Here is a 22,752-nt window from a genome sequence, read left to right as displayed (position 1 = left end):
CGCCCGCGCCGAAGCCCGATCGGGCTCCCCTCGACGGCGCGCGGACATGCCCGATCTCGGATGCGGGACCGGCAGAACGAGGGATGTGGCATGAACGGCGCGCGGAGCAACAAGGAACTGATGCTGGCGGGCGAGGCCTACTCGCCTTTCGACGAGGAACTCGGCCGCGACCACCACCGCGCGCAGGATCTGCTGCACCGGTTCAACGGCCTTCCCTTCGACCGGTTCGACGAGGGGCAGGCGCTCCTGCGAACCCTTCTCGGCGGCATGGGCGAGGGCGCCGTCCTCAAGGCCCCGTTCCGCTGCGACTACGGGTGCAACGTTTTTCTCGGCGCGCGCTCCTTCGTGAACGGCGACTGTTACTTCCTCGACTGCAACCGCGTGGTGATCGGCGAGGACGTTCAGATCGGCCCGCGCGTCCAGATCTACAAGCCCGTCCACCCGATCGACCCTGCCGCGCGCCGCACCGGCACAGAATGGGCGCTGCCGGTGACGATCGAGGACGGCTGCTGGATCGGGGGCGGCGCGATCCTCTGCCCGGGCGTGACGATCGGGCGCGACACGGTGATCGGGGCGGGCAGCGTGGTGACGAAGTCGATCCCGGCGCACGTCGTCGCGGCCGGCAATCCGGCCCGCATCGTCCGCGAGATCTGACGCGCCACCCTCGATGCCTCGCCCCTCACGCGCCGGCGGGGAGCGCGAAGCGCAGGGTGAAGGGGTCGAGCGTGCCGGGCAGGGGCCTCGCCGGATCCAGCCGCTCCGGATCGCACAGCACGAGGCGCCGTCCGCTTGCCAGGAGCCGCGCCAGGACCATGCTCGCCAGCATCGGCACGAGGTGGCGCGCCGGGCAGGCGGCCGGGCCGGCGCTGAAGGGCAGGAAGGGAGGCGCGTGCGCCGGGTCCCTGTTCAGCCAGGCCTCGGGAGCGAAGCGGTGGGCGTTCGGCAGACGCTCGTCGTCGCGGTGGAAGAAGGGCGCGAAGATCAGGATGCCGGTGCCCGCGGGAAGCGTGCCCTCGGTCCACTCGGTCTCGCGCGTCGTTTGGCGCAGCACCATGGGCGTCGTCGGGTAGAGGCGCAGCGCCTCGACCAGCGCGGCGCGCAGAAAGGGGAGATCGGAGCGGGGCGCATCCGATTCCGCCTCGCCGCGGGCTCGGGCGAGCGCCTGCGGATGGGCGAGAAGGAGCGCCAGCGCCCGGACGGTCGCCATGCCCGCGGGATCGAAGGCGAAGAACCACTGCGCCATCTGCTGCGTCGGCTCGGCTGCCGCCGCGCCGGGCATCCGCGCGACCACCGCGGCGAGGCTGCCCGGCTCGGCCCGGGCGAGGTGGCTCGCCAGCCGCTCGTGGAAGGCGGCGCGCAGGCGACGATTGATCGGCACGGCGAAGGCCCAGTTCGCCCGGCCGCGCAGGCGCGCGATCATGTCGGTCAGCTCGCGGTCGTCGGCCGCCCCCGAGCCGAGAACGACCCGCCGCACGATGCGGAACCAGCCCTCGAAGACGGTCGTCCAGCCGATCTCGCCGAGCGAGCCGGCGCGCGCCAGGATCGCGTCCGTTTCTGCTTCGACGATGCCGGTCCAGTGGCCTGCCAGATGGTGGACCGGACAGTTGCTCTCCAGCGCCGCGTCGTGGAAGGCGCGCCGCGGCGCGCGCTCGGGGCCGCGGGTGATCAGCGCGTTGTGCGGCTCGAAGTGGGACAGTGCCGCGCGCTTCTCGCTGCTGGCCGGCGTGAAGGACTCGGGCGCGCCGTCGAGGACGCGGCGCACGTCCTCGCTGCGCAGAAGGATCGCCTGGGGGCGGATCGGATTGCGCACGAGAAGCGGACCTTCGCCGTAGGTCGCGCGCAGCCGCTGCATCTGCCTGACGGCGCGCGCGTCGACGTCGAGGCGCTCGGCGAGGGCGGTCGCCGCCTTGCGACGGATGATGATGCCCTTGGCCCAGGTGGGAAGGGCGACGCCGCCGACGAAGGCGGCGGATTCGGCGGCGGACATGGTGGGAAAGGTTCGCGGTGGCGCCACGCGGCACGGCTCCGGTCGTTGCGGGGGTCGGGTGCCTAACGGCAGCCGCGCGGGCCCGGTTCGCGGCGCGTTGTGCAGGCGTCTACGCGACCGGGCGCCCTTCCGGCGAAGCCGGGCCGCGCCGCTCGAAGCCGAGCATCCGTGTCAAAAGCCGCCGCGACCGGCTCCGGACGCCTTCGAGCACGCTGAACAGCGAGGGCACGAAAAGCAGCGACAGCAGCGTCGAGAGAAGCAGGCCGCCGATCACCGCCACCGCCATCGGCGCGCGGAACTCGCCGCCCGTGGCGCTGCCGATCGCCGAGGGCACCATGCCGGCGGCCATGGCGATGGTCGTCATGATGATCGGGCGCGCCCGCTTGTGGCCGGCATCGATCATCGCCGCGGCGCGGGTCTCGCCCCGATGCATGGCCTCGATGGCGAATTCCACCAGCATGATCGCGTTCTTGGTGACGATGCCCATCAGCATCAGGAAGCCGATCACCACCGAGATGCCGATGCCCGCGCCGTAGAGGTAGAGCGCGAAGATCGCCCCGCCGATGGCGAGCGGCAGCGAAAGGAGGATCGTGACGGGCGTGATGAAGGACGAGAAGAGGAGGACGAGGACGATGTAGACGAGAAGGATGCCGGCCCCCATGGCGAGGGCGAAGCTTTCGAAGATCTCGTTCATCGTCTCGACGTCGCCGCCGGCCTCCATCGCGGTGCCGTCCGGCATGTCGAGGGTCGTCGGCAGCTGCATCACGGCCGCGGTCGCCGGGCCGAGCAGGGCGCCCTCCGCGAGGTCCGCCTCGACGCTCGTGCGGTACTGGCGGTCGTAGCGATCGATCGAGCTCGGGCCGGTGGACAGGCGCACGTCCGCCACCGCGACGAGCGGCACGGGCGTGCCGGTCTCGGTCGGCACGCGCAGGCCCGCGATGCGCATGAGGTCGTTCCGGGCGCGCTCCTCCAGCCGCACCACGATCGGGATCTGCTCGTCGCCGGCGTTGAATTTGGCGAGGTTGGTCTCGCTCTCGCCGATGGTCGCCGTGCGCACGGTCGAGGCGAGGCTCGCCGCGGTGATGCCGAGTTCGGCGGCGATCTGGGGCTTGGGCGTGATCTGGATCTCCGGCCGCACGAGCGCGGCGTCCGTCGAGGCGTCGCGAAGCTGGGGCAGGGTGCGCATCTCCTCGGCCAGGGCGCGTGCGGCCGCGGCGGTGGCGTCCTGGGTGTCGCCCAGGACGTTGATCGAGATGTCGCGCTGCCCGTTCTCGTTGAGGACGAAGAGGCGGACGTCGGCGATGTCGGCGAGGCGCTCCTCGATCTCGGCGGTGATCTCCGGCGCGGAGCGATCGCGCTCGTTCTTCTGGCCGAAGTCGACCTGGACGTTCGCGGCCGTTTCGGAATCCGTGCTGACGAAGACGGAGCGCACCTCGGGAATGTCGTCGAGGCGGGCCGTCACCTCCTGCGCGACGGTTCGCGTTTCCGACAGGAGCGAGCCCGGCGGCAGCTCGACCGAGACGCGCGCCCGGCCCGTGTCGGTTGCGGGCAGGAACTCGGTCGGCAGAAGCGTCGCCGAATAGATCGAGCCCGCGAAGATCATGGCGCCTGCCAGCAGCGTGACGAGCCGGTGCCGCAGGGTCCAGCCGAGGATCGCGAGATAGGTGCGCATCAGCCAGCCGTCCTTCGCCTCGCCCATGCCGTGGCCGTTTCGCAGGAAATAGGCCGCGAACATCGGCGTGATGAGCCGGGCGACGAGCAGCGAGAACAGGACGGCGACGGCGACGGTGATGCCGAACTGCTTGAAGAACTGCCCGGCGATGCCGCCCATGAAGGACACCGGCGCGAAGACCGCGACGATGGTGAAGCTGATCGCGATGACGGTGAGGCCGATCTCGGTGGCGGCCTCCTCGGAGGCCTCGTAGGCGGGCTTTCCCCCCTGCATGTGCCGGACGATGTTCTCGATCTCGACGATGGCGTCGTCGACGAGGATGCCGGTGACGAGCGTGATGCCGAGAAGGCTCACCGTGTTGAGGGTGAAGCCGAGAAGGTCGAGGACGATGAAGGTCGGCAGGATCGACAGCGGCAGGGCGACCGCCGTCACCAGGGTCGCGCGCCAGTCCCGCAGGAACAGGAACACGACGATCACGGCGAGCGCCGCGCCCTCGTAGAGCGTGTCCATCGCCGAGTGGTAGCTCGCCTCGGTATAGATCGTGGCGTCGTCGACGAGGGCGAAGCGCACGTCCGGATAGTGCTGCGAAAGCGCTTCGAGGCGCGCCTTGGCGTTCTCGGCCGCGAGGAGGTCGCTCGCCCCCGTCGCGCGGAACACGCCGAAGGCCACCACCGGCTGGGCGTCGAGGAGCGCGAAGCTGTCGAGCTCGCTCGCCCCGTCGCTGACGGTGCCGAGCTGGTCGAGGCGCACCGTGTCGCCCGTCGGCAGGCGGATCGCGGTCGCGGCGAGGCCCTCCAGGGTTTCGGCCGAGCCGAGGGTGCGGATGGAGTATTCCTGGCCGGCGAGATCGCCGCTGCCGCCGCCCAGATTGATGTTGGCGCGCACGAGCTGCGCGTTGACGTCCGCCGCGCCGAGGCCGAGCGCCAGGAGGCGGTCCGGGTCGAGATCGACGAGGATCTGCCGCTCCGCGCCGCCGAAGCGCGTGACGCGCCCGACGCCCGCGGCCAGCTGGAGGTCGCGCGCCACGACGTCGTCGACGAAGGTCGACAGGTCCTGGATCGAGCGCGTCGGGTCCGACACGGCATAGGTCAGGATCGCCTGGCCGGTGACGTCGAGGCGCTGGACCAGGGGCTCGGTGGCGCTTTCGGGCAGCTCGTCGCGCACGCTCGCCACCGCGTCCTTCACGTCGTTGAGCGCCCGGTCGGTGTTCGTGCCGATGGCGAACTCGATCGTGAGATTGGCGGAGCTGTCGGTGGCGCTCGCGCTGACGTGGCGCACGCCCGTCACGTCGCCGACCGCGGTCTCGATCGGCCGGACGATCTGGCTGACGATCTCGGACGGCGCGGCGCCCGGCTGGGCGACGGCGATGGTGACGATCGGAATGTCGACGTTCGGCATCTGCGTGACCGGCAGGCGCATGAAGCTGACCCAGCCGGCGATGCAAAGGACGAGAAACAAGGCGATCGGCGGGACCGGGTTGCGGATCGCCCAGGTGGACATGTTCATCGCACGATCTCCGAAGCCTCGCGCGCGGGCGTCGCCGCCCCGTCGCGGGTCGGCCGGATCCGGTCGCCGCTGCCGAAGAAGGCGCCGGCCCGCGCCACGACCTCGTCGCCGGGCGCGAGGCCCTCCACGATCTCGCGCCGGCCCTGCCAGATGAGGCCGGCCGTGACCGGGCGGCGCTCCAGGACGCCGTCCTCTACCCGCAGCACGTAGCTGCCTTCCGCGTCCGTGATGACGGCGGTCGCGGGAACGGTCAGGCCGCGCCGGTTCTCGGTGGTGATCCAGCCGCTGGCGAAGAGGCCGGGACGAAGGCCTTCGCGGTTCTCGAGCGCGATCCGCACGCGGCCGAGGCGGCTCGTCGGCTCCACCACCGGCCAGATGAGGCGCACCGTTCCCTCGACGCGGCCGAGGCCCGCGACGGTTAGCTCGGCGGGGTCGCCGGCGCCGATCAGGCCGAGCTCGGTCTCGATCACCTCCACCTCCGCCTCGACGGCGCCGTCGCGGATGATGCGGAAGATCGGCTCGCCGGCGGAGCTCGCGACGGCGCCGACCTGGCCGTTGCGCGCCGAAACGATGCCGGCGACGGGGGTGCGGATCTCGGCATTGGCGAGGTTCAGCCGCGCGATGTCGAGGTTGGCGCCGGCGCGCTGGAGCTGGGCCTGGGCGACGGCGAGGCCGGCTTCCGCCGACTGGATCGCGGCCTCGGCGGTCTGGCGGTTGGCGAGGGCCTCGTCGAGGGTCGCCTGCGTCCCCGTGCCGGTGCCGCGCAGCTGCTCGGCCCGCTGGAGCGCCTGGTTGGCCTGCGTCTGCCGGGCCTGCGCCGAGGCGATCTCGCCGCGCGCCTGGGCGACGCTGGCTTGCGCCTGCGCGTGGTCGGCTTCGGCCTGCGCGAGCTGCGAGCGCAGCGCCCGCTCGTCGAGGAGGGCAAGAACGGCGCCGGCCTCGACGCGGTCGCCGACGTCCGCGTTGAGCTCGGTGAGAACGAAGCCCGTGGCTTCGGGAAAGATCAGCACCTCGTCGCGCGGCAGCAGCGCGCCGGCGACCGAGATGCGGCGCTGGATCTCGGCCTCCTCGGCGCTCGCCACCGTGACCGCCGGCAACCGCGCCTCCGCGGCCGGCTCCGCCACCTCCTGCGCGGCGAGCGGCGCCGTTCCCGCCATGAGGCCGGCCAGGCAGAGAGCCCCGACGATGCGTGCCCAGGCGGCTTTGGCGAGGCTGCGGGGGCGGGCAGGGCGAGGGGCGTCGTTGGGCATGCTTGTATCCGGCCGATCAGTCATGAGCGGGCCGGATGTAGGAACGAAGTCTCGTCAGGGGAACCCGGACGCCGCTGCGAGGGCCGCACGAGGAGTGACTTCGCGGCGCGGCGCCTCGAATGGGCCGGCCTGAACGCCGCGGCTCCGGTCGTCGGCGCGGTGCGGCGCGGAAGGGAGTGGAAAAGCGGGCCGGAAGTTGCCATCTTTGCCCCATGAGCGAAAGGCTGCACTTCTTGGACAAGCACAACGTCATGGGCATCGGCAGGTCGAAGGACGAGGAGGGCGGGGAAGGCTCCCTTGAGGGCCACTTCCTCATCGCCATGCCCGGCATGCAGGACGAGCGCTTCGCCCGGAGCGTCGTCTACGTCTGCGCCCACTCGGCCAACGGGGCCATGGGCTTCATCATCAACAAGGCCCAGCCCTTCACCTTCGCCTCGCTCCTGACGCAGCTCGATATCGTGTCCGACGAGAACGAGATCCGCCTGCCCCGCAAGGGCCAGGAGGTTTCGGTCTGCATGGGCGGGCCGGTGGAGAAGGCGCGGGGCTTCGTGCTGCATTCGAGCGACTACGATTCCGACTCCACGGTGCCGGTGTCGGAGGACATCTCGCTGACGCCGACGCTGGACATCCTGAAGGCGATCTCCCGCGGCGTGGGTCCGACCACGGCGATCATGGTGCTCGGCTATTCCGGCTGGAGCGCCGGGCAGCTCGAAGCGGAGATCGCGGCGAACGGCTGGCTGACCTGCGAGGCGGACGTCGACATCGTCTTCTCGCCCGAGCTCGACGACAAATACAACCGCGCCCTCGGCCTTCTGGGCATCGACCCGCTCTTCCTGAACAGCGAGGCCGGGCACGCCTGAGGGACGTAGGTCCGTTCGCGCCGCCGCGAGGACGGTGCGAAGCGGGTTTTGGCGCGGACCCCGAGCTGCTATGGCGTCGGCGTGACGAACAACGATTTTCCCCCACCCGCCCGCTCCGCCGTCTACGGCGCGCCGCCCCCCGATCTCGTCGAGGTTCCCGACGGGGCCGCGCAGCTCTCGCCGCTGTGCCCGGGCGCTCTCGCCATCGAGAGCCTTCCCGATGCCGCGCTCGGCGAGATCGCCGTGGCGGCGCCGGCGGGCTCGGTCGAGCGGCGCTACGTTCTGGCCCAGGCGCTGCGGGCGCTCGCCCCCGGCGGGACGCTCACGGCCAGCGCCCCGAACGACAAGGGCGGACAGCGGGTGAAGCGGGAGCTGGAAGGCTTCGGCTGCGCGGTCGCCGAGCGTTTCAAGGCGCGCCAGCGCATCTGCACCGTGGAGCGGCCGGCGGCGCCGGCGGGTCTGGCCGAGGCGATCGCGGCCGGAGCGCCGGTCGACGTCGAGGCGATGGGTCTGCGATCGCAGCCCGGCATCTTCTCGTGGAACCGGATCGATCCGGGAACGGCGCTTCTGCTGGCGCACCTGCCCCCGCTCGCGGGACAGGGCGCCGACCTCGGCGCGGGGCTCGGCATCCTGGCGAAGGCGGTCCTCGGCTCGGTGCGGGTCGAGGAACTGACGCTGGTGGAGATCGACCGGCGCGCCGTCGAGGCCTCGCGCGCGAACGTGCCCGACCCGCGGGCGCGCTTCCTGTGGGCCGATGCCCGAGACGCCAAACTGAGCGAACTCGACTTCGTCGTGACCAACCCGCCCTTCCACGCGGACGGGATCGAGGACCGCGGTCTCGGCCAGGCCTTCGTCGCCGTCGCGGCCCGCATGCTGCGGCGCTCGGGGCGGCTCGTTCTCGTCGCCAACCGCCACATGCCCTACGAGGAGGGCCTGCGCGCGGCCTTCGCGGCGGTGAAGGTGCTCGCCGACGAGGGCGGCTACAAGGTGATGGAGGCGCGCAAATGACGAAGGTGCCGACCGCCCGCCTCGACAAGCTCCTGTCCAACATGGGCTACGCCTCGCGCCGCGAGATCCAGATGCTGGCCAAGCAGGGCCACATCCGCCTCGACGGCGCGCCGGTGGCGCGGGCCGACGAGCGCATCGCGCTGATGCCCGACCTCGAAAGGCGGCTGGTGGTCGACGGCGAGGCGCTCGACCCGCTGCCGGGCTTCGCGCTCATGGTGAACAAGCCCCTCGGCGTCACCTGCTCGCACAAGGAAGCGGGGCCGCTGGTCTACGATCTCCTGCCGACCCGCTGGCGGCGGCGCGACCCGGCGATCTCGACCGTCGGGCGGCTCGACAAGGAAACCTCCGGCCTCCTCCTGATGACCGACGACGGCGGGCTCCTCCATCGCATCATCTCGCCGAGCCGGCATGTCCCGAAGCGCTACCGCGCCCGGCTCGCCCGGCCGCTGGGCGGCGAGGAGGGCACGCTCTTCGCCTCCGGCACCCTGATGCTGGAGGGCGACGACAAGCCGCTGAAGCCCGCCGAGCTGGAGGTCGTCGGGCCGCAGGAGGCCGTGCTCACGGTCCACGAGGGGCGCTACCATCAGGTGCGCCGGATGTTCGCGGCGGCGGGCAACCACGTCGAGGCGCTGCACCGCGAGCAGGTGGGCGGGCTTGCCCTGCCTGCCGACCTCGAACCCGGCGCGATCCGGCGCCTCGGCGAAGCGGAGATCGCCGCGATCTTCGCGGGCTAGAGCCCATTATCCGATGGCGAAGCGGATCCGCTTCGCCGGAAGACGCCCTAGCTCGCGCGGCGGCCGTTGCGGCGGTCGCCCAGGCGCTTGCGCACGGCCTCCGCGGTAAGCGGCTGCGAGAACAGGTAGCTCTGCGCGTATTCGCATTTCAGCTCGCGCAGGCGGGCGACGTCCTCTTCCGTTTCCACCCCTTCGGCGACGACGGCCAGACCTAGTTCGTGGGCCATGGTGGCGATCGACTGGACGATGATCGGGCGCTGCGGATGCGTGTTGTTCGCGCGCAGGAAGGACTGGTCGATCTTCAGCGTGTCGAAGGGAAAGCGCATGAGGTAGGCGAGCGAGGAATAGCCCGTGCCGAAATCGTCCAGCGACAGGCCGACGCCGAGCTCGCGCAGGCGCACCAGGAGCTGAGCCGAGCGCTCGGGATTGTCCATCACGACGCTCTCGGTGATCTCCAGCTTCAGGGCGCCCGGCGCGAGCTGATAGCGCGACAGCACCGCGCGCACGTCCGATAGGAGGTCCTGGCGGATGAGCTGGCGGCTGGAAATGTTGACGGACACGGTGAGGCTCTCGGCGCCCGGCAGGCGCCGCCAGTCGGACAAGCGGCGGGCCGCCTCTTCCAGCGCGAACTGGCCGAGCGGCACGATGAGGTCGCAGGATTCCGCGAGCGGCACGAAGTCGGCGGGCGACACGAGGCCGCGCTTCGGGCTTTCCCAACGCATCAGCGCCTCGAAGCCGGCGATCTGCGCGTCGGCGAGGCGCACGATCGGCTGGTAGACGAGGAAGAGCTCGCCGCGCTCCAGTGCCCGGCGCAGGTCCGATTCGAGCTGGAGGCGGCCGGACACGGCGGTCTTGAGGGCGGGGCGGAAGGGCTCGATGCGGTCGCCGCCGAGCTTCTTGGCCTGGAACATGGCGAGTTCCGCTTCCTTGATGGCCTCCGGCGCGGGCACTGCGGGGCTCAAGGTGGCGACGCCGAGCGAGGCGGTGAGGACGATCTCGCGCCCGCCGATGGCGATGGGCGCGCGGATCGCGGCGCGAAGCTGCTCGGCGAAGGCGGCGATGCCGTCGGCGGTGGTCTCGGACACCAGGATCAGGCCGAACTGGTCGCCCGACAGCCGGGCGAGCGAGTCCTGGGGCTTCAGGACGCGCTTCAGGCGCCGGCCGAGGGTGAGGAGGATGGTGTCGCCGGTGGCGAGGCCGAAATCCTCGTTGACCTGGCGGAAGCGGTCGACGTTCACGACGAAGACGCTCGGGCGCATGTCCTGGCGCGAGGACAGGAGCGCGACGATCGCGTCGAGCCGGTCGATGAACAGCTCGCGGTTCGGCAGGCCCGTGAGCTGGTCGTGCAGCGCGTCGTGGAGCAGGCGCTCCTCGGACTTCTTGCGCTCGGTGACGTCGTTCATGGTGCCGACGCACCGCACGACCTCGCCGTCCGAGCCGAGAACGGGGCGCGCGCGCAAGCTCACCCAGTGATAATGCCCTTCCTCGTCGCGCAGGCGGAAATCCTGCTGGATGCGCCCGCGCCGGTGCTCGAGGATCGTGTCGAGCGCGAGCTTGAAGCGGTCGCGGTCGTCCGGGTGGAGGATCGGCAGCCATTCCCGGGCCGGGCCGTTCATCGCGGCGATCGGCATGCCGGCGAGCGCCTCGCCGTCGACCCCGGCATAGATGCGGTCGCGCGTCACGTCCCAGTCGAAGATCGCGTCGCCCGTGCCGGCGAGCGCCAGGGCCTGGCGCTCGAGATCGGAGATGCGCCCGTCGACGATGCCCCCGCCGGCGAAGGCGTGCTGCATGACGGTGAAGCCGATCAGAAGCACGATCAGGACGAGGCCGCCGCCGATGGCGGGCTGGATCACGTCGTTGTCGAGGCGGCCGGTGACGGTGAGCCAGGTGCCGAAGAGCCAGAACAGGACGAGCGCCCAGGTCGGGATCAGCATCACGGCGCGGTCGTAGCCGAGAAAGGCGAGATACAGGATGAGGACGAGGCCGACGCCGGCGATCACCGCGAGCGAGACCCGGGCGATGCCGGAGGCGAGGATCGGATCGAACACCGCGAGGCCGGCGAGAACGGCGAGGCCGGCGAGCCAGAGGCCGGTGAAGATTGACAGGACGCCGTGCCAGCGGTTGAGGTTCAGATAGGCGTAGAGGAAGAGGACGAGGGTGAAGGCGAGCGCCACCTCGACGCCCGCGCGCGCGATGCGCTCCTGCGCGATCGCGGCGGGCATCAGCTTCTGCCAGAAGTCGAAGTCGATGCAGATATAGGCGAGCACCGCCCAGGCGAGCGCGGCGGTCGCGGGAAACATCGCCGAGCCCTTCACCACGAAGAGGATCGTCAGGAACACGGCGAGGAGGCCGGCGATGCCGAGAACGATGCCGCGATAAAGGGTGTAGGAGTTGACCGTGTCCTTATAGGCGTCGGGCTCCCACAAGCGGATCTCGGGGAGCTTGGGCGAGGAGAGCTCGGCGACGAAGGTGACGACCGCGCCGGGATCGAGGGTGAGGCGGAAGACGTCGCCCTCGCTCGCGGTCTGGCGGTCGAGCGCGAAGCCTTCGGACGGCGTGATCGAGAGGATGCGCTGCGAGCCGAGGTCGGGGTTGAGGACGCCGGAGCCCGCCAGGCGGAAGTTCGGAGCGACGATCAGGCGGTCGAACTGCTCGTCGCTCGGATTGGCGAGGGCGAAGACGGCCCAGTTGACCGGGCCGTTCGGCGCCGTCGCCTCGACCTCGATGCGGCGCACGATGCCGTCGGGACCGGGAACGGTGGACACCTGGAAGTTGCGGTCCTCCGAGCGATGGAACTCGATGCCCGGCAGGAGGTTGATCGCCGTTTCGTCCTGGCCGACGCTGAGCGGCGTCAGCGCCCGCGCCGGCAGGCCGGCGGCGAGAAGCAGCGCGCCGACGAGCATGAGCAGCGGGACGAGACGGGTCGTGATCTCTCGGAAGGTCGGCATCGGCGGGCGGGTACTCGGAACGGTCTGACGAAACGGCGCGAAGCGGCTGAACGCGCCCATCTCACCCGGCTGCGGCGGAATGGAGACGGCCGGGGGTCGGACGTGCGCCGCCGTCCTCGGCGAGAAGGGCGTAGAGGTTGTGGTCCTCCCAGCGCCCGTCGATCTTCAGGTACTTGCGCAGGTGCCCCTCGTAGCGGAAGCCGCAACGCTGGAGGAGGGCGATCGAGCGGGCATTGGTGGGCAGGCAGGCCGCCTCGATGCGGTGCAGGCGCTCGACCTCGAAGACGAAGGGCTTGATCAGCTCCACCGCGCCGCGCATCAGGCCGCGGCCGGCATAGCGCTCGCCCATCCAGTAGCCGAGCGTGCAGCTCTGGGCGACGCCGCGCCGGATCTGGCCGACGGTGGCCCCGCCGAGAAGCGTGTCGCCCTTCGCGTCGAAGAGGAAGAAGGTGTAGCCGGAGCGCTCCACCGCCTCCTGGCGGTAGCGCTTGAGGCGCGCGCGATAAGCGGGGCGCGACAGCTCGTCCCCGCTCCAGGCCGGCTCCCAGGGCGCCAGGAAGGCGCGGCTCTCGGCCCTGAGGTCGCGCCATTGCGGGTAGTCGTCGGCCCGCGGCAGGCGCAGCAGGAGGCGCTCGTCGGCGATGTCCGGCAGGACCTGTCCGAACAGCTGGTCGAACAGCCGCATGGCGCGCCGACCGCCTTCTCGTCTCAGCGCCCGGCCGCGAGGGCCTGGACGGGAGGCGGCGCGCCGGCCGAAAGGCGGGTCGACAGCTCGCCCAGGCCCGGCAGGTGGTCGATCGGCCCGATCGCGGCGAGCGTCGCCGGCCCCTGCAGGAACAAGCGCTCGGCGAGGTCGCAGATGCGCTCGGGCGTGATCGCGGCGAGGCGGTCGAGGAGCTCCTCGTTGGTGATGGTGCGGCCGGCGAACATCAGCTGGCGGGCGATCTGGCCGGCGCGGGATCCCGGGCTTTCCTGGCTCATCAGGAGCGAGGAACGCATCTGGGCGCGGGCGCGCGTCAGCTCCGCCTCGCCGATGCCGGCGGAGGCGCGCATCAGCTCGTCGATGATGACGGGGGCGAGTTCGGCGAGCTCCTCCTCTCCGGTCGCGGCGTGGACGCCGAAGATGCCGGTATCGGAAAAGGACCAGTGGAAGGCGTAGATCGCGTAGCAGAGGCCGCGGGTCTCGCGAACCTCCTGGAACAGGCGCGAGGACATGCCGCCGCCCAGGACGTGGGCGAGGACCTGGCTCGCATAGAAGTCGCGCTGGTAGTAGGGCCGGCCCTGGAAGCCGAGAACGAGCTGGGCGTCCTGGAGGTCGCGGCTCTCGCGGAACTCGCCGCCCGTGTAGCGCGCCGCGGGCGCCGGCTCGGCGGGCGCGCGCGTGGCTCGAAAGCCCGAGAAGGCGTCCTCGATCTGGCGGCAGATCGCGTCGTGGTCGACGGCGCCGGCGGCGCTGACGATCATGCGCGAGGGATCGTAGTTGCGCCCGAGATAGGCGCGCAGCGATTCGGGCGTGAAGGACTTCACGCTCTCGCGCGTGCCGAGAATCGGACGGCCGATGACCTGGTCGGCGAAGGCGGTCGCCTGGAAGCGGTCGAAGACGATGTCGTCGGGCGTGTCCTCGGCGGCGCCGAGCTCCTGGAGGATCACCGACTGCTCGCGCTCGAGCTCGGCCGGATCGAAGCGCGAGTCGGTGATGATGTCGGCGAGGATGTCGAAGGCGAGCGGCACGTCGTCGCGAAGGACGCGGGCGTAGTAGGAGGTCGTCTCGACCGTGGTCGCGGCGTTCAGCTCGCCGCCGACGTCCTCGATCTCCTCGGCGATGGCGCGCGCCGAGCGGCGCGACGTGCCCTTGAAGGCCATGTGCTCCAGGAGATGGGCGAGGCCGTGCTCGTCGGCGAGCTCGTCGCGCGCCCCGCTCTTCACCCAGATGCCGAGGGCCGCGCTTTCCAGAAGGGGCATGTCTTCGGTGGCGACGGTCATGCCGTTCGCCAGTTCGGTGATCCGGGCGCTCAAGCGGCGGCTCCCTTGGCCGCGGCCTGGCTCCGGGCGAGGACGTAGGTCTGGACGGCGGAGAGTTCCGCGGGAAGCCGGTCGAACTGTTCGGCCCGCTCCATCAGGCCTTCGTGGCTGACGGGAAGGCTGGCGTCGCGGCCGCACGCCCGCTTCACGGCTTCTGGGAACTTCGCGGGATGGGCGGTGGAGAGCGTGATCATCGGCTCGTCCCCGAGATGCCGCTCGGCGACGCCGACGCCGACCGCGGTGTGCGGATCGAGGAGGTAGGAGGTGTCGTCGAGGATCCGGCGGATGGTCCTGGCCGTGTCCTCCTCGCCGGAGCGGCCGGCCGCGAAGAGGGTGCGGATCGAGGCCAGGGTCTCCGCCGGCACGGTGAAGCCGCCGGACTGCCAAAGGCTCGCCATCATGCGGCGCACGCCGGCGGCGTCGCGCCCGCCCGCCTCGAACAGGAGGCGCTCGAAGTTGGAGGAGACCTGGATGTCCATGGAGGGGGACATCGTGGCTTCCACGCCGTTCGTCTCGTAGCGACCCGTGTCGAGGCAGCGGGCGAGGATGTCGTTGGCGTTGGTGGCGACCACCAGGCGCTTGACCGGCAGCCCCATGCGGGTCGCGGCGTAGCCGGCGAAGATGTCGCCGAAATTGCCGGTCGGCACCGTGAAGGAGACCTCGCGCTCGGGGCTCCCGAGGCTCGCGGCGCTGGTGAAGTAGTAGACGATCTGGGCCATGATGCGGGCCCAGTTGATGGAGTTGACGCCCGACAGCGCGACGCGGTCGCGGAAGCGCGGATCGTTGAACATGCCCTTCACGATGCCTTGCGCGTCGTCGAAGGTCCCGTCGATCGCGACGGCATAAACGTTGTCGGCGCCCGACGTCGTCATCTGGCGCTGCTGCACCGGCGACACGCGCCCGTTCGGGAAGAGAATGAAGAGGTCGGTGCGCGCGCGGCCCGCGAAGGCGGCGATCGCCGCGCCGCCGGTATCGCCCGAGGTCGCGCCGACGATGGTCGCGCGCCGGCCGCGCTCGGCGAGGACATGGTCCATCAGCCGGGCGATGAGCTGCATCGCCACGTCCTTGAAGGCGAGCGTCGGGCCGTGGAAGAGTTCGAGGCAGAAGTGCCGCGGGCCGATCTGCACGAGCGGGGCGACGGCCGGGTGCGGGAAGGTGGCGTAGCTTTCCGCGATCATGCGCTTGAGGTCGGCGTCCTTGATCTCGCCGCCGACGAAAGGCTGCATGACGGCGAAGGCGACCTCGGGATAGGAAGCCCCGGCAAAGCCGCGGATCGTCTCGGGCGACAGCGTCGGCCAGGTCTCGGGGACGTAAAGGCCCCCGTCGGCGGCCAGGCCCGCCAGGAGGACGTCGGCGAAGCCGAGAACGGGCGCCTCTCCGCGCGTACTCACATATTTCACGTGCAACTCCACTCCCGCCCACCTGCCGCAGGCCGGCCGCGGCGGGGAAAATCCGATCGGGCCATTGTCCGCCTGTCGCTTGGCCCGGCGCGCTTTGCTAAGAAGCCGCCGGGGCAATCATAAGGAAAGAACCGACGGATGCCTATGGGTTTCACGAAACGGCTCGCGCTCGCGCTGCTGCTGCCGGCGGGTCTTGCGGCCTGCGCCTCATCAGGTGGCAGCACGGATATTGCCAACTCCTTGTCGCCCCAGCGCCCGGCCACCGCCGAGCCGGTCGCCGTTGCCGGGTTCGAGGCGGGCACGCAGCCGGAGTTCTGCCCGAACGTGACGCTGCGCGAGGGGACCTCGATCCTGGAGCGTCCGGCCTTCGTCGCCTCGATCACGGGCACGAGCCGCGACTGCCGCGTGGCCGACGGCAAGCTGTTCATGCACGTTGGCGTCGCCGGCCGGGTCATGCCGCAGGGGGGCACGGGCTCCTCCACGGTGCGCCTGCCGATCCGCGTCGCGGTCACGCGCGGCAGCGACGTCCTTTACTCCAAGCTCGGCAGCCAGGCGGTGACGGTGAACCCCGGCGGGGGCGCGCAGATCTTCTCCTTCGTCGACACGGGCGTCGCGCTCGCCGGTCCCTCCGACCGCTCGCTGACGGTGTTCGTCGGCTTCGACGAGGGCCCGCCGGCCGGCGGCGGTCGGACCGCCGCGGCGCAGTAGGGGCGCAAGCCGAGGCGCGCCCGTCTCAGCCGGCGGGCGGGGCGCTGCCCTGCCCGGGCGAACCCAGCATCTCGCGCAGTCGTCGATAGGCTCGGGCGTCGTCGCCCTCACCGGGCGGCGGCGGCGCCTCGTCGAGGAGGCTGCGTGCCGTCCACCCGGTCATGGTGGCCTTGTCGGGATCGGCGCCCTTCTCGATGAGGTAGAGAAGAAGCGGCCAAGCCTGGTGAAGGCCCGCGAGCGTCGCGGGCGTGCCGTCGCCGAACAAGGGGAACTCGACGTCGACGCCGCCCTCCACGAGCCTCCGGAGCGCGTCGAGGTCGTGGGCGGCGATCGCCGTCGAAAGCTCCTCCTCGATGCGCTGCTCGGCACGCATGGGCGGCGGCTGGTTGGCGTACATGACGGCGGCGAGCGCGACGACGACCCCGGCTGCGAGGCCGAAGATCACCCAGATCGCGCGGCGAAAGGTTCGCGCCTTGCCGACCTCGTTCCGACGGCGCGCCCGCTTCTCGAAGCCGGCGAAGACCGGCAGGAGGATCGGATAGAACGTCACCGCCGCGAGTACGGCGAAGTAGAGCCATCTTTCCCAAGGCTCGGGATCGCCCGGGACGTTGATGAGGACCGGAGTCACCAGGAGGATGCACAGGACCCAGAGGATCCAGGGCGGCAGACCGGCGAGGATGCGCAGGCGCGTCCTCCTCGCGGGCGGTGCCGCCCGGATCGGCCCGGCACCCTCGGCCATCAGTCGCCCCGCCAGAGCGACAAGGCTTCGACCGTCGCGGGATAGTCGGCGAGGCGGCCGATCACGGTCTCGGCGCCGGCTTCCGTCAGGGCGTCGGCATGGCCGGCCCAGGTGTGCTTGCCGCCGGTGAAGCCGACGACGCGGCAGCCGGCCGCGATCGCGGCGTGGACGCCGTGCACCGAGTCCTCGATGACGATCGCGGCGCCGGGATCGACCTCGAACTCGCGGCAGGCGTGGAGGAAGACGTCCGGCGCGGGCTTGGGGGCCTTGGAGCCCACTTCGACCGCGGAAAAGACGTAGGGACGGAAGCGGTCCCAAAGGTCGACGCGCTTCAGCTCCAGCTGGAGGAGGCTCGTCGCGGAGTTCGAGCAGATGCAGCGCGGCAGGTCGACGAGGTCGAGCATGGCGTGGACGCCCGGCACGGCCTGCACCTCGCGGCCGATGCGCTCCTTGACCGCCGCCTCGACCTTGCCCGCGAAATCGTCGGGAAAGGCTCGGCCGGTCTCTTCCTCCAAGCGCTTGACGATCGCGCCCCAGGTGAGGCCGGCGAAGCGCGCGCCGAGTTCGCCGGCGGTGAACTCGAAGCCGAACTCCGTCAGCATCTCCGCCTCGACCTCGGCCGCGATGATCTCCGAATCCACGAGGACGCCGTCGCAGTCGAAGATGGCAAGCTGGAGCGCGGACATGGGGGCCTCGGACGAACAATGCGGGACAGGGCAGGCGAAGCCTCCCGCATGCCCGCCTTCGGCGCGCCTGTCCAGGGGCGCGATCGAGGGACGGCGAAAGGCCGTTCCGGTGCCTTCATGGAATGTTTACCGCGTTCGGTAACCATGAATCCGGTTCAAACCGTCCCCGCATTTGTCCGGTGTTGCATGATCAAGACGCGTTCGAAGCCCCGCCCGGAGCACGTTCCCGAGACCGAGCCGGCGCCCGCCGGCCAGATCCTCGTCGGCGACTGCATCGCCAAGATGGCGATGATGCCGGAAAAGAGCGTCGACCTGATCTTCGCCGATCCGCCCTACAACCTACAGCTCGGCGGCGACCTCTACCGGCCCGACCAGAGCAAGGTGGACGCGGTCGACGACGACTGGGACCGCTTCGACAGCTTCGAGGCCTACGACGCCTTCACCACGAGCTGGCTGATCGCGGCGCGGCGCGTCCTGAAGCCGACGGGCTCGATCTGGGTGATCGGATCCTACCACAACATCTTCCGCGTCGGCGCCAAGATGCAGGACCTCGGCTTCTGGCTGCTCAACGACGTCGTTTGGCGCAAGAGCAACCCCATGCCGAACTTTCGCGGCCGGCGGATGCAGAACGCCCACGAGACCATGATCTGGGCCTCGCGCGACAAGGATTCCAAGGGCTACACCTTCAACTACGACGCCATGAAGGCGGCCAACGACGACGTGCAGATGCGCTCGGACTGGCTGTTCCCAATCTGCTCGGGCGCCGAGCGGCTGAAGGATACGGAGGGCAAGAAGGCCCATCCGACGCAGAAGCCGGAAGCGCTCCTCGCGCGCATCCTCCTGTCGACCTCGCGCCCCGGCGACGTCGTGCTCGACCCCTTCTTCGGGACCGGCACGACCGGAGCCGTGGCCAAGCGCCTCGGCCGGCGCTTCATCGGCATCGAGCGCGAGCGCGCCTATGCCCAGGCGGCCGAAGCGCGGATCGCGGCGATCGAGCCCCTGGAGGCCGCGGCGCTGAAGTCGGTGCTGCCCAAGCGCGCCGAGCCGCGCGTGCCCTTCGCCAGCCTCGTCGAGTCCGGGATCGTCGCGCCCGGCGCCGAGCTGACGGACATCAAGGGCCGCTGGAGCGCCATGGTGCGCGCCGACGGAACGATCGCGATCGATGGCGAAGCGGCCTCCATCCACCGCATCGGCGCCAAGGTGCAGGGTCTCGAGAGCTGCAACGGCTGGGCCTTCTGGCACCTGCGCGAGAAGGGGGGGCTTACCCCGATCGAGGAACTGCGCCGCCAGATCCGCGAGCGGATGGGGACGGTCGGCGCGTAAGCGCGGCGTCCACGACCTTGCGCATGAGGGTCGGCAGGGCGGCGCCGCCGAGTTCGGCGGGCAAGACCCAGCGCCCCTGCGTGCCGGGCGGCACGTCGGGCACGTCGGCGCACCAGACCTCGAGAACGAGGTCGAAATGGGTGAAGCCGTGAGCCGCTGTGCCCATGGCCTGCCAAGCGGCGGGGAAGGGCGCAGCGGACGCGCCGGTCTCGCCGTCCGCGCGCGAACTCCAGCCGGTGCTCGGCGGCTCGCTCATGCCGCCGAGAAGGCCCGAGGGCGGCCGGCGGCGCAGCCATATCGCCCCGTCGCTCGGTCGCACGGCCACGAAGGCGGCGCCGCGGCGCTGCGGCTTGGCGCTCTTCTTCGGCTTGACGGGAAAGCTCTCCTGGCGCCCTTCGGATGCCGCGCGGCAGTCGGGACGCCAAGGGCAAAGGACGCAGGCTGGCTTGCGCGGCGTGCAGACGGTGGCTCCCAGATCCATCATCGCTTGCGCGAAGTCGCCGGGTCGCCCGACGGGCAGGATCGCGGCGAGCGCCGCGCGAATCGCCACCTTCGCCTTCGGCAGCGGCGTTTCGATCGCGAGAAGGCGGGTCGTCACGCGCTCGACGTTGCCGTCGACGACGGGCACCGCCTCGTCGAAGGCGATGGCCGCGATGGCCGCGGAGGTATAGTCGCCGATGCCGGGCAGGTCGCGCAGGCGCGCGGCGCTGCCGGGAAAGCGTCCGGCGAAGTCGTCGGCAACGGTCTTGGCGCAGGCGTGGAGATTGCGCGCGCGGCTGTAATAGCCGAGACCCGCCCAGGCACCCATCACGTCCGCCTCGTCGGCCGCGGCGAGCGCCGCGACATCGGGCCATTTGTTGACGAAGCGCTCGAAAAAGGGTTTCACCGCCGCGACCGTCGTCTGCTGGAGCATGACTTCCGACAACCAGACGCGGTAGGGATCGGCAACCGTTCCGGCAGCGCGCGCGGCGGGCGACACCCGCCAGGGAAGGTCGCGGGCATGCCGGTCGTACCAGTCGAGAAGGCGCTCGGCGAGGCGGTTTCGAGGGGACTCTGACGGCATGGACGACTTGAGGGGACCGGAGGGATTCTTTCGCCGCGAACCGGCGCTGCGCGCGGCGGCGCCCGTGGGCTCCGGCCGCCTCGACGCCCTTCTCTACCCGCCGCTCGCCGACATTGCGAGGCGCAACCACGTCGCATTCACCGTGCTCTTCGCGCTGGCGGCCTTTCTCGGCTCGACCTTCACCTTCATGCTGATCCTGCTCGCCGGCTGGGCGCTGATCTCGCTGGTGCTGCGGCGCATCCCGCTGGTGATCGGCGCGCCCGACATGCCCGTCGTCCTGTCCTGCCTCGGCTTCGTCGGCCTGCTCTCGGCGATCGACTTCGCTCAGAACGGCGGCTCGGCGCTCTACGCGGCGGCGACGCTCCTCCTCTACATTCTGCCGGCCTTCCAGATCTGCCGCATGCGCATCTCGGATCCCGACAAGGTGCTGCCGGCGAGCTTTCTCGGCCTCGCCATCGGCGGTGTCGCGATCGGCCTCCTGTCGATCGGCCAGCACGCGCTCGGCTGGCAGCGGGTCGAGGGGCTGATGGGCAATGCCGGGCCGCTCTCGGTCGCCGCGCTGTTTGCCGCCGGCGGGGCGGGCCTGTGCCTGCGGGCGGAGGGACCGCGCTGGCGCAACCTCCTGGCGCTGGCGGGCCTGTGCGGCGCACTGGCCGGGCTGCTTCTCAGCGGCATGCGCGGCACATGGTTCGCGGCCCCGCCGGTCGCGGCGGCGGTGCTCTGGGCGCGGTGGGGCGACCTGTCGACGCTGTGGCGGGCGCTGTCGCCGCGGCGGCGGGTGGGGATCGGCGTCCTCGCGCTTCTCGTGGCGCTCGCCCTCGTGGTTCTCGTCCTGCCCTCGGTCAGCGAGCGCGCCCGCCACTTCGATTCCGACCTCCAGGCGCTGATGGCCGGAAACGGCGACGGGCCCACCTCGCTCAGCCTGCGCTGGGAGATCTACCGGGCGGGCCTCGCCGCCTTCGCCGACGCGCCGGTCGTCGGCTACGGCTTCAGCCGGGTCTGGGCCGCGATCGTGCCCTATTTCGACACCGCGACCTTCGCGTCCTTCAGCTACTCGCACCTCCACAACATCGTCCTGACGATCGCGGTGGCCGGGGGGCTTTGCGGCGTGGCGGCGCTCTTCGCGCTCCTGTTCGCGCCGCTCGCCACCGCCATCCTGTGGCGGCATCGCGGCAGTCCGAGCGAGGCGCGCGACCGGATCGCCTTCGCGATCGTCCTCGTTTGCGCCTTCCTGATCCCCGGCTTCACCAACCTGTCGATCACCCACGACGTCCTCGACGGCATCTGGATCCTCGCCGCGCCGACGATCGCGGCCTCCGTGCCGCTGTCCCGGAAGCGTGCCTGGTGAGCGCGCCTCCCAAGCGACGGCGGGACGCCGCGCCCGTGTCGGATCTCGTCGCGGTGCTGATGGATCCGATCCTGAAGAAGAAGGCGGGCATGACCACGGGGCTCATCGCCGCCTGGCCGGAGCTCGTCGGCCCGCGCCTGTCCGACGTGACGCGGCCGGAAAAGCTGCAGTGGCCCGCCAAGCGCCGGCCGGGCGAGGGGATGGAGCCCGCCGTGCTCGTGGTCGCCTGCGAGGCGAGCGCCGCGCTGCGGCTCCAGCACCAGACCTCCGAGCTCCTCGACCGGTTGAACGCCTTCTTCGGCTTCCGGGCGGTGGAGCGGATCAAGATCGTTCAAAAGACCGTCAAGGAATGGCGGCCCAGCCGAAAGCCCGAGATGCGCCCGCTCTCCGAAGCGCAGCGCGCGCAGGTTCAGGCCATGGTCGAGCGGGTCGAGGATCCCAAGCTGAAACAGGCACTTGCGGAATTCGCGGCGAGCATTCTCGGCCGCGTGCGGCCGTGACGGCGGCGCGCCGTTCATCGCGGGTTCGGGAAGGCTCGGGCAAAACGCGCTTGGACAGGAGAAGCGGGCGCCGCTAGAGCCTGTGCCCGAAGGTTTGCTTGTTCATCGCCGAGGAGCGACGAGACATCATGCGAGACACGATCACCATCGCGCCGACCCGCCGCTCGTCCCGCGTGCGCGTCGCCGCTCTTCTCGGGGCCGCCGCCCTGTCGCTTGCGGCGCCGATGGGCGCCCAGGCGCAGGAGGCCGCGCCGGCCACCGCCGCTCCGGCCGCGGGTGCCGCCCCCGCCGTGACGCCCTCCGCCAGCGCCCCGGAAGCCCAGGGCAAGGTCGACGTCGGCGCGCTGATGGCGGCCGGCGCCCTGCCGGACGTCGTGATCGGCGACCCCAACGCGCCGGTGACCATCGTCGAATACGCCTCGACCACCTGCAGCCACTGCGCCGACTTCCACGCCAACAGCTATCCCGCGATCAAGGCCGCCTATCTCGACACCGGCAAGGCCAAGCTGATCATCCGCGAGTTCCCCTTCGACGAGCGCGCGCTCGCCGCCTTCATGCTGGCGCGCTGCGCGGGGGCGACCGAGCCCGAGCGCCGCACGCGCATGCTCGACGTCCTGTTCGACCAGCAGGACAACTGGGCGCGGGCCGAGAACGCGTCCGTCGCGCTCCTGTCGATCGCCAAGCTCGCCGGCCTGAACGAGGACGGCTTCAAGGCCTGCCTCGGCGACAAGACGCTGCAGGGCAACGTCGTCGCCGTCCAGCAGCGCGCCCAGACCGAGTTCGGCGTCAGCGCGACGCCGACCTTCTTCGTCAACGGCGACAAGTATCCGGGTGCGCTGTCGGCCGAGGACATGGCGGCGGTGATCGAAGCGCACGGCGGCCAGGGCTGACGATCGCCTCGGACGCGGCGCGCCCCGAGCGCCGCGTCCGGCTCCCTGTGAATTGTTGCAATGCAGCAATTGGCGCGCACCGCATCTTGGCCTAGATGTCGTGGCTCT

Annotated in this window: 19 protein-coding genes; 9 read left to right on the top strand and 10 right to left on the bottom strand. The window is 71.0% G+C overall.

What is annotated here, in order from left to right; genetic code table 11:
• Positions 1 to 90 precede the first annotated feature (90 nt).
• Positions 91 to 654, top strand: a complete 564-nt coding sequence (locus FZN60_RS29175) for a sugar O-acetyltransferase (RefSeq protein ID WP_158874827.1) — start codon at positions 91 to 93, stop codon at positions 652 to 654.
• A gap of 25 nt (positions 655 to 679) precedes the next feature.
• Here FZN60_RS29175 and FZN60_RS17690 read toward each other — a convergent pair whose 3' ends face one another.
• From FZN60_RS17690 to FZN60_RS17680, 3 genes are all read right to left on the bottom strand, one after another.
• Positions 680 to 2,014, bottom strand: a complete 1,335-nt coding sequence (locus FZN60_RS17690; protein WP_199266591.1) for a cytochrome P450 — start codon at positions 2,012 to 2,014, stop codon at positions 680 to 682.
• 82 nt (positions 2,015 to 2,096) lie between these two features.
• A complete protein-coding gene (locus tag FZN60_RS17685; protein ID WP_158874826.1) occupies positions 2,097 to 5,165 on the bottom strand; it encodes an efflux RND transporter permease subunit in 3,069 nt (1,022 codons plus the stop codon).
• Positions 5,162 to 6,415 (bottom strand): efflux RND transporter periplasmic adaptor subunit, encoded by a 1,254-nt coding sequence (locus tag FZN60_RS17680; protein WP_158874825.1) that lies wholly within the window; start codon positions 6,413 to 6,415, stop codon positions 5,162 to 5,164. Before FZN60_RS17680 ends, FZN60_RS17685 begins: the two co-directional genes overlap by 4 nt.
• 251 nt (positions 6,416 to 6,666) lie before the next feature.
• Between FZN60_RS17680 and FZN60_RS17675 the strand changes: the two genes are divergently transcribed.
• From FZN60_RS17675 to FZN60_RS17665, 3 genes are all read left to right on the top strand, one after another.
• Positions 6,667 to 7,275, top strand: coding sequence for a YqgE/AlgH family protein (locus tag FZN60_RS17675; RefSeq protein ID WP_158874922.1), 609 nt, complete (start codon positions 6,667 to 6,669; stop codon positions 7,273 to 7,275).
• 81 nt (positions 7,276 to 7,356) lie between these two features.
• Entirely contained in the window at positions 7,357 to 8,283 is a 927-nt protein-coding gene (locus FZN60_RS17670; protein ID WP_199266590.1) for a class I SAM-dependent methyltransferase, read from the top strand.
• Positions 8,280 to 9,017 carry a pseudouridine synthase gene (locus FZN60_RS17665; protein WP_158874823.1) on the top strand — a complete coding sequence of 246 codons (738 nt, stop codon included), beginning with the start codon at positions 8,280 to 8,282 and terminating at the stop codon, positions 9,015 to 9,017. Before FZN60_RS17670 ends, FZN60_RS17665 begins: the two co-directional genes overlap by 4 nt.
• Positions 9,018 to 9,064: 47 nt before the next feature.
• Here the strand turns inward: FZN60_RS17665 and FZN60_RS17660 are convergent, their stop codons facing one another.
• The 4 genes from FZN60_RS17660 to thrC form a co-directional block, all read right to left on the bottom strand.
• On the bottom strand, positions 9,065 to 11,965 hold the full coding sequence (locus tag FZN60_RS17660) for an EAL domain-containing protein (protein WP_158874822.1): 2,901 nt from the start codon (positions 11,963 to 11,965) through the stop codon (positions 9,065 to 9,067).
• A gap of 61 nt (positions 11,966 to 12,026) precedes the next feature.
• Positions 12,027 to 12,650, bottom strand: coding sequence for a GNAT family N-acetyltransferase (locus FZN60_RS17655; protein ID WP_158874821.1), 624 nt, complete (start codon positions 12,648 to 12,650; stop codon positions 12,027 to 12,029).
• 23 nt (positions 12,651 to 12,673) lie between these two features.
• Complete coding sequence (locus tag FZN60_RS17650) at positions 12,674 to 13,981, bottom strand: M16 family metallopeptidase (RefSeq protein WP_199266589.1); 1,308 nt, start codon at positions 13,979 to 13,981, stop codon at positions 12,674 to 12,676.
• The gene (gene thrC / locus FZN60_RS17645) at positions 13,978 to 15,387 is read right to left on the bottom strand and encodes a threonine synthase (protein ID WP_158874820.1); all 1,410 of its coding nucleotides are present in this window, start codon (positions 15,385 to 15,387) and stop codon (positions 13,978 to 13,980) included. Before thrC ends, FZN60_RS17650 begins: the two co-directional genes overlap by 4 nt.
• Positions 15,388 to 15,531: 144 nt before the next feature.
• Between thrC and FZN60_RS17640 the strand changes: the two genes are divergently transcribed.
• On the top strand, positions 15,532 to 16,095 hold the full coding sequence (locus FZN60_RS17640) for a hypothetical protein (protein ID WP_158874819.1): 564 nt from the start codon (positions 15,532 to 15,534) through the stop codon (positions 16,093 to 16,095).
• A gap of 25 nt (positions 16,096 to 16,120) precedes the next feature.
• Here the strand turns inward: FZN60_RS17640 and FZN60_RS17635 are convergent, their stop codons facing one another.
• Together FZN60_RS17635 and FZN60_RS17630 are read right to left on the bottom strand one after the other, a co-directional pair.
• Positions 16,121 to 16,834, bottom strand: a complete 714-nt coding sequence (locus FZN60_RS17635) for an ankyrin repeat domain-containing protein (RefSeq protein WP_158874818.1) — start codon at positions 16,832 to 16,834, stop codon at positions 16,121 to 16,123.
• Positions 16,834 to 17,520 (bottom strand): HAD family hydrolase, encoded by a 687-nt coding sequence (locus tag FZN60_RS17630; protein ID WP_158874817.1) that lies wholly within the window; start codon positions 17,518 to 17,520, stop codon positions 16,834 to 16,836. Before FZN60_RS17630 ends, FZN60_RS17635 begins: the two co-directional genes overlap by 1 nt.
• Positions 17,521 to 17,706: 186 nt before the next feature.
• Between FZN60_RS17630 and FZN60_RS17625 the strand changes: the two genes are divergently transcribed.
• On the top strand, positions 17,707 to 18,843 hold the full coding sequence (locus tag FZN60_RS17625) for a site-specific DNA-methyltransferase (protein ID WP_158874816.1): 1,137 nt from the start codon (positions 17,707 to 17,709) through the stop codon (positions 18,841 to 18,843).
• Here FZN60_RS17625 and mutY read toward each other — a convergent pair.
• On the bottom strand, positions 18,782 to 19,906 hold the full coding sequence (gene mutY / locus FZN60_RS17620) for an A/G-specific adenine glycosylase (RefSeq protein WP_158874815.1): 1,125 nt from the start codon (positions 19,904 to 19,906) through the stop codon (positions 18,782 to 18,784). The two genes, FZN60_RS17625 and mutY, sit on opposite strands and share 62 nt — an antisense overlap.
• On the opposite strand from mutY, the gene FZN60_RS17615 reads away from it, so the two are divergent.
• The 3 genes from FZN60_RS17615 (at position 19,905) to FZN60_RS17605 (ending at position 22,644) form a co-directional block, all read left to right on the top strand.
• Positions 19,905 to 21,254, top strand: coding sequence for an O-antigen ligase family protein (locus tag FZN60_RS17615; protein ID WP_158874814.1), 1,350 nt, complete (start codon positions 19,905 to 19,907; stop codon positions 21,252 to 21,254). The two genes, mutY and FZN60_RS17615, sit on opposite strands and share 2 nt — an antisense overlap.
• Positions 21,251 to 21,754 carry a DUF721 domain-containing protein gene (locus FZN60_RS17610; protein WP_246726915.1) on the top strand — a complete coding sequence of 168 codons (504 nt, stop codon included), beginning with the start codon at positions 21,251 to 21,253 and terminating at the stop codon, positions 21,752 to 21,754. Before FZN60_RS17615 ends, FZN60_RS17610 begins: the two co-directional genes overlap by 4 nt.
• Before the next feature lie 128 nt (positions 21,755 to 21,882).
• Positions 21,883 to 22,644, top strand: coding sequence for a DsbA family protein (locus tag FZN60_RS17605; protein ID WP_158874813.1), 762 nt, complete (start codon positions 21,883 to 21,885; stop codon positions 22,642 to 22,644).
• Positions 22,645 to 22,752 lie beyond the last annotated feature (108 nt).

The organism is Antarcticirhabdus aurantiaca, from assembly GCF_009765365.1.
Classification (GTDB): Bacteria; Pseudomonadota; Alphaproteobacteria; order Rhizobiales; family Rhizobiaceae; genus Antarcticirhabdus; species Antarcticirhabdus aurantiaca.
This window is presented reverse-complemented; position numbering and strand designations above follow the sequence as displayed.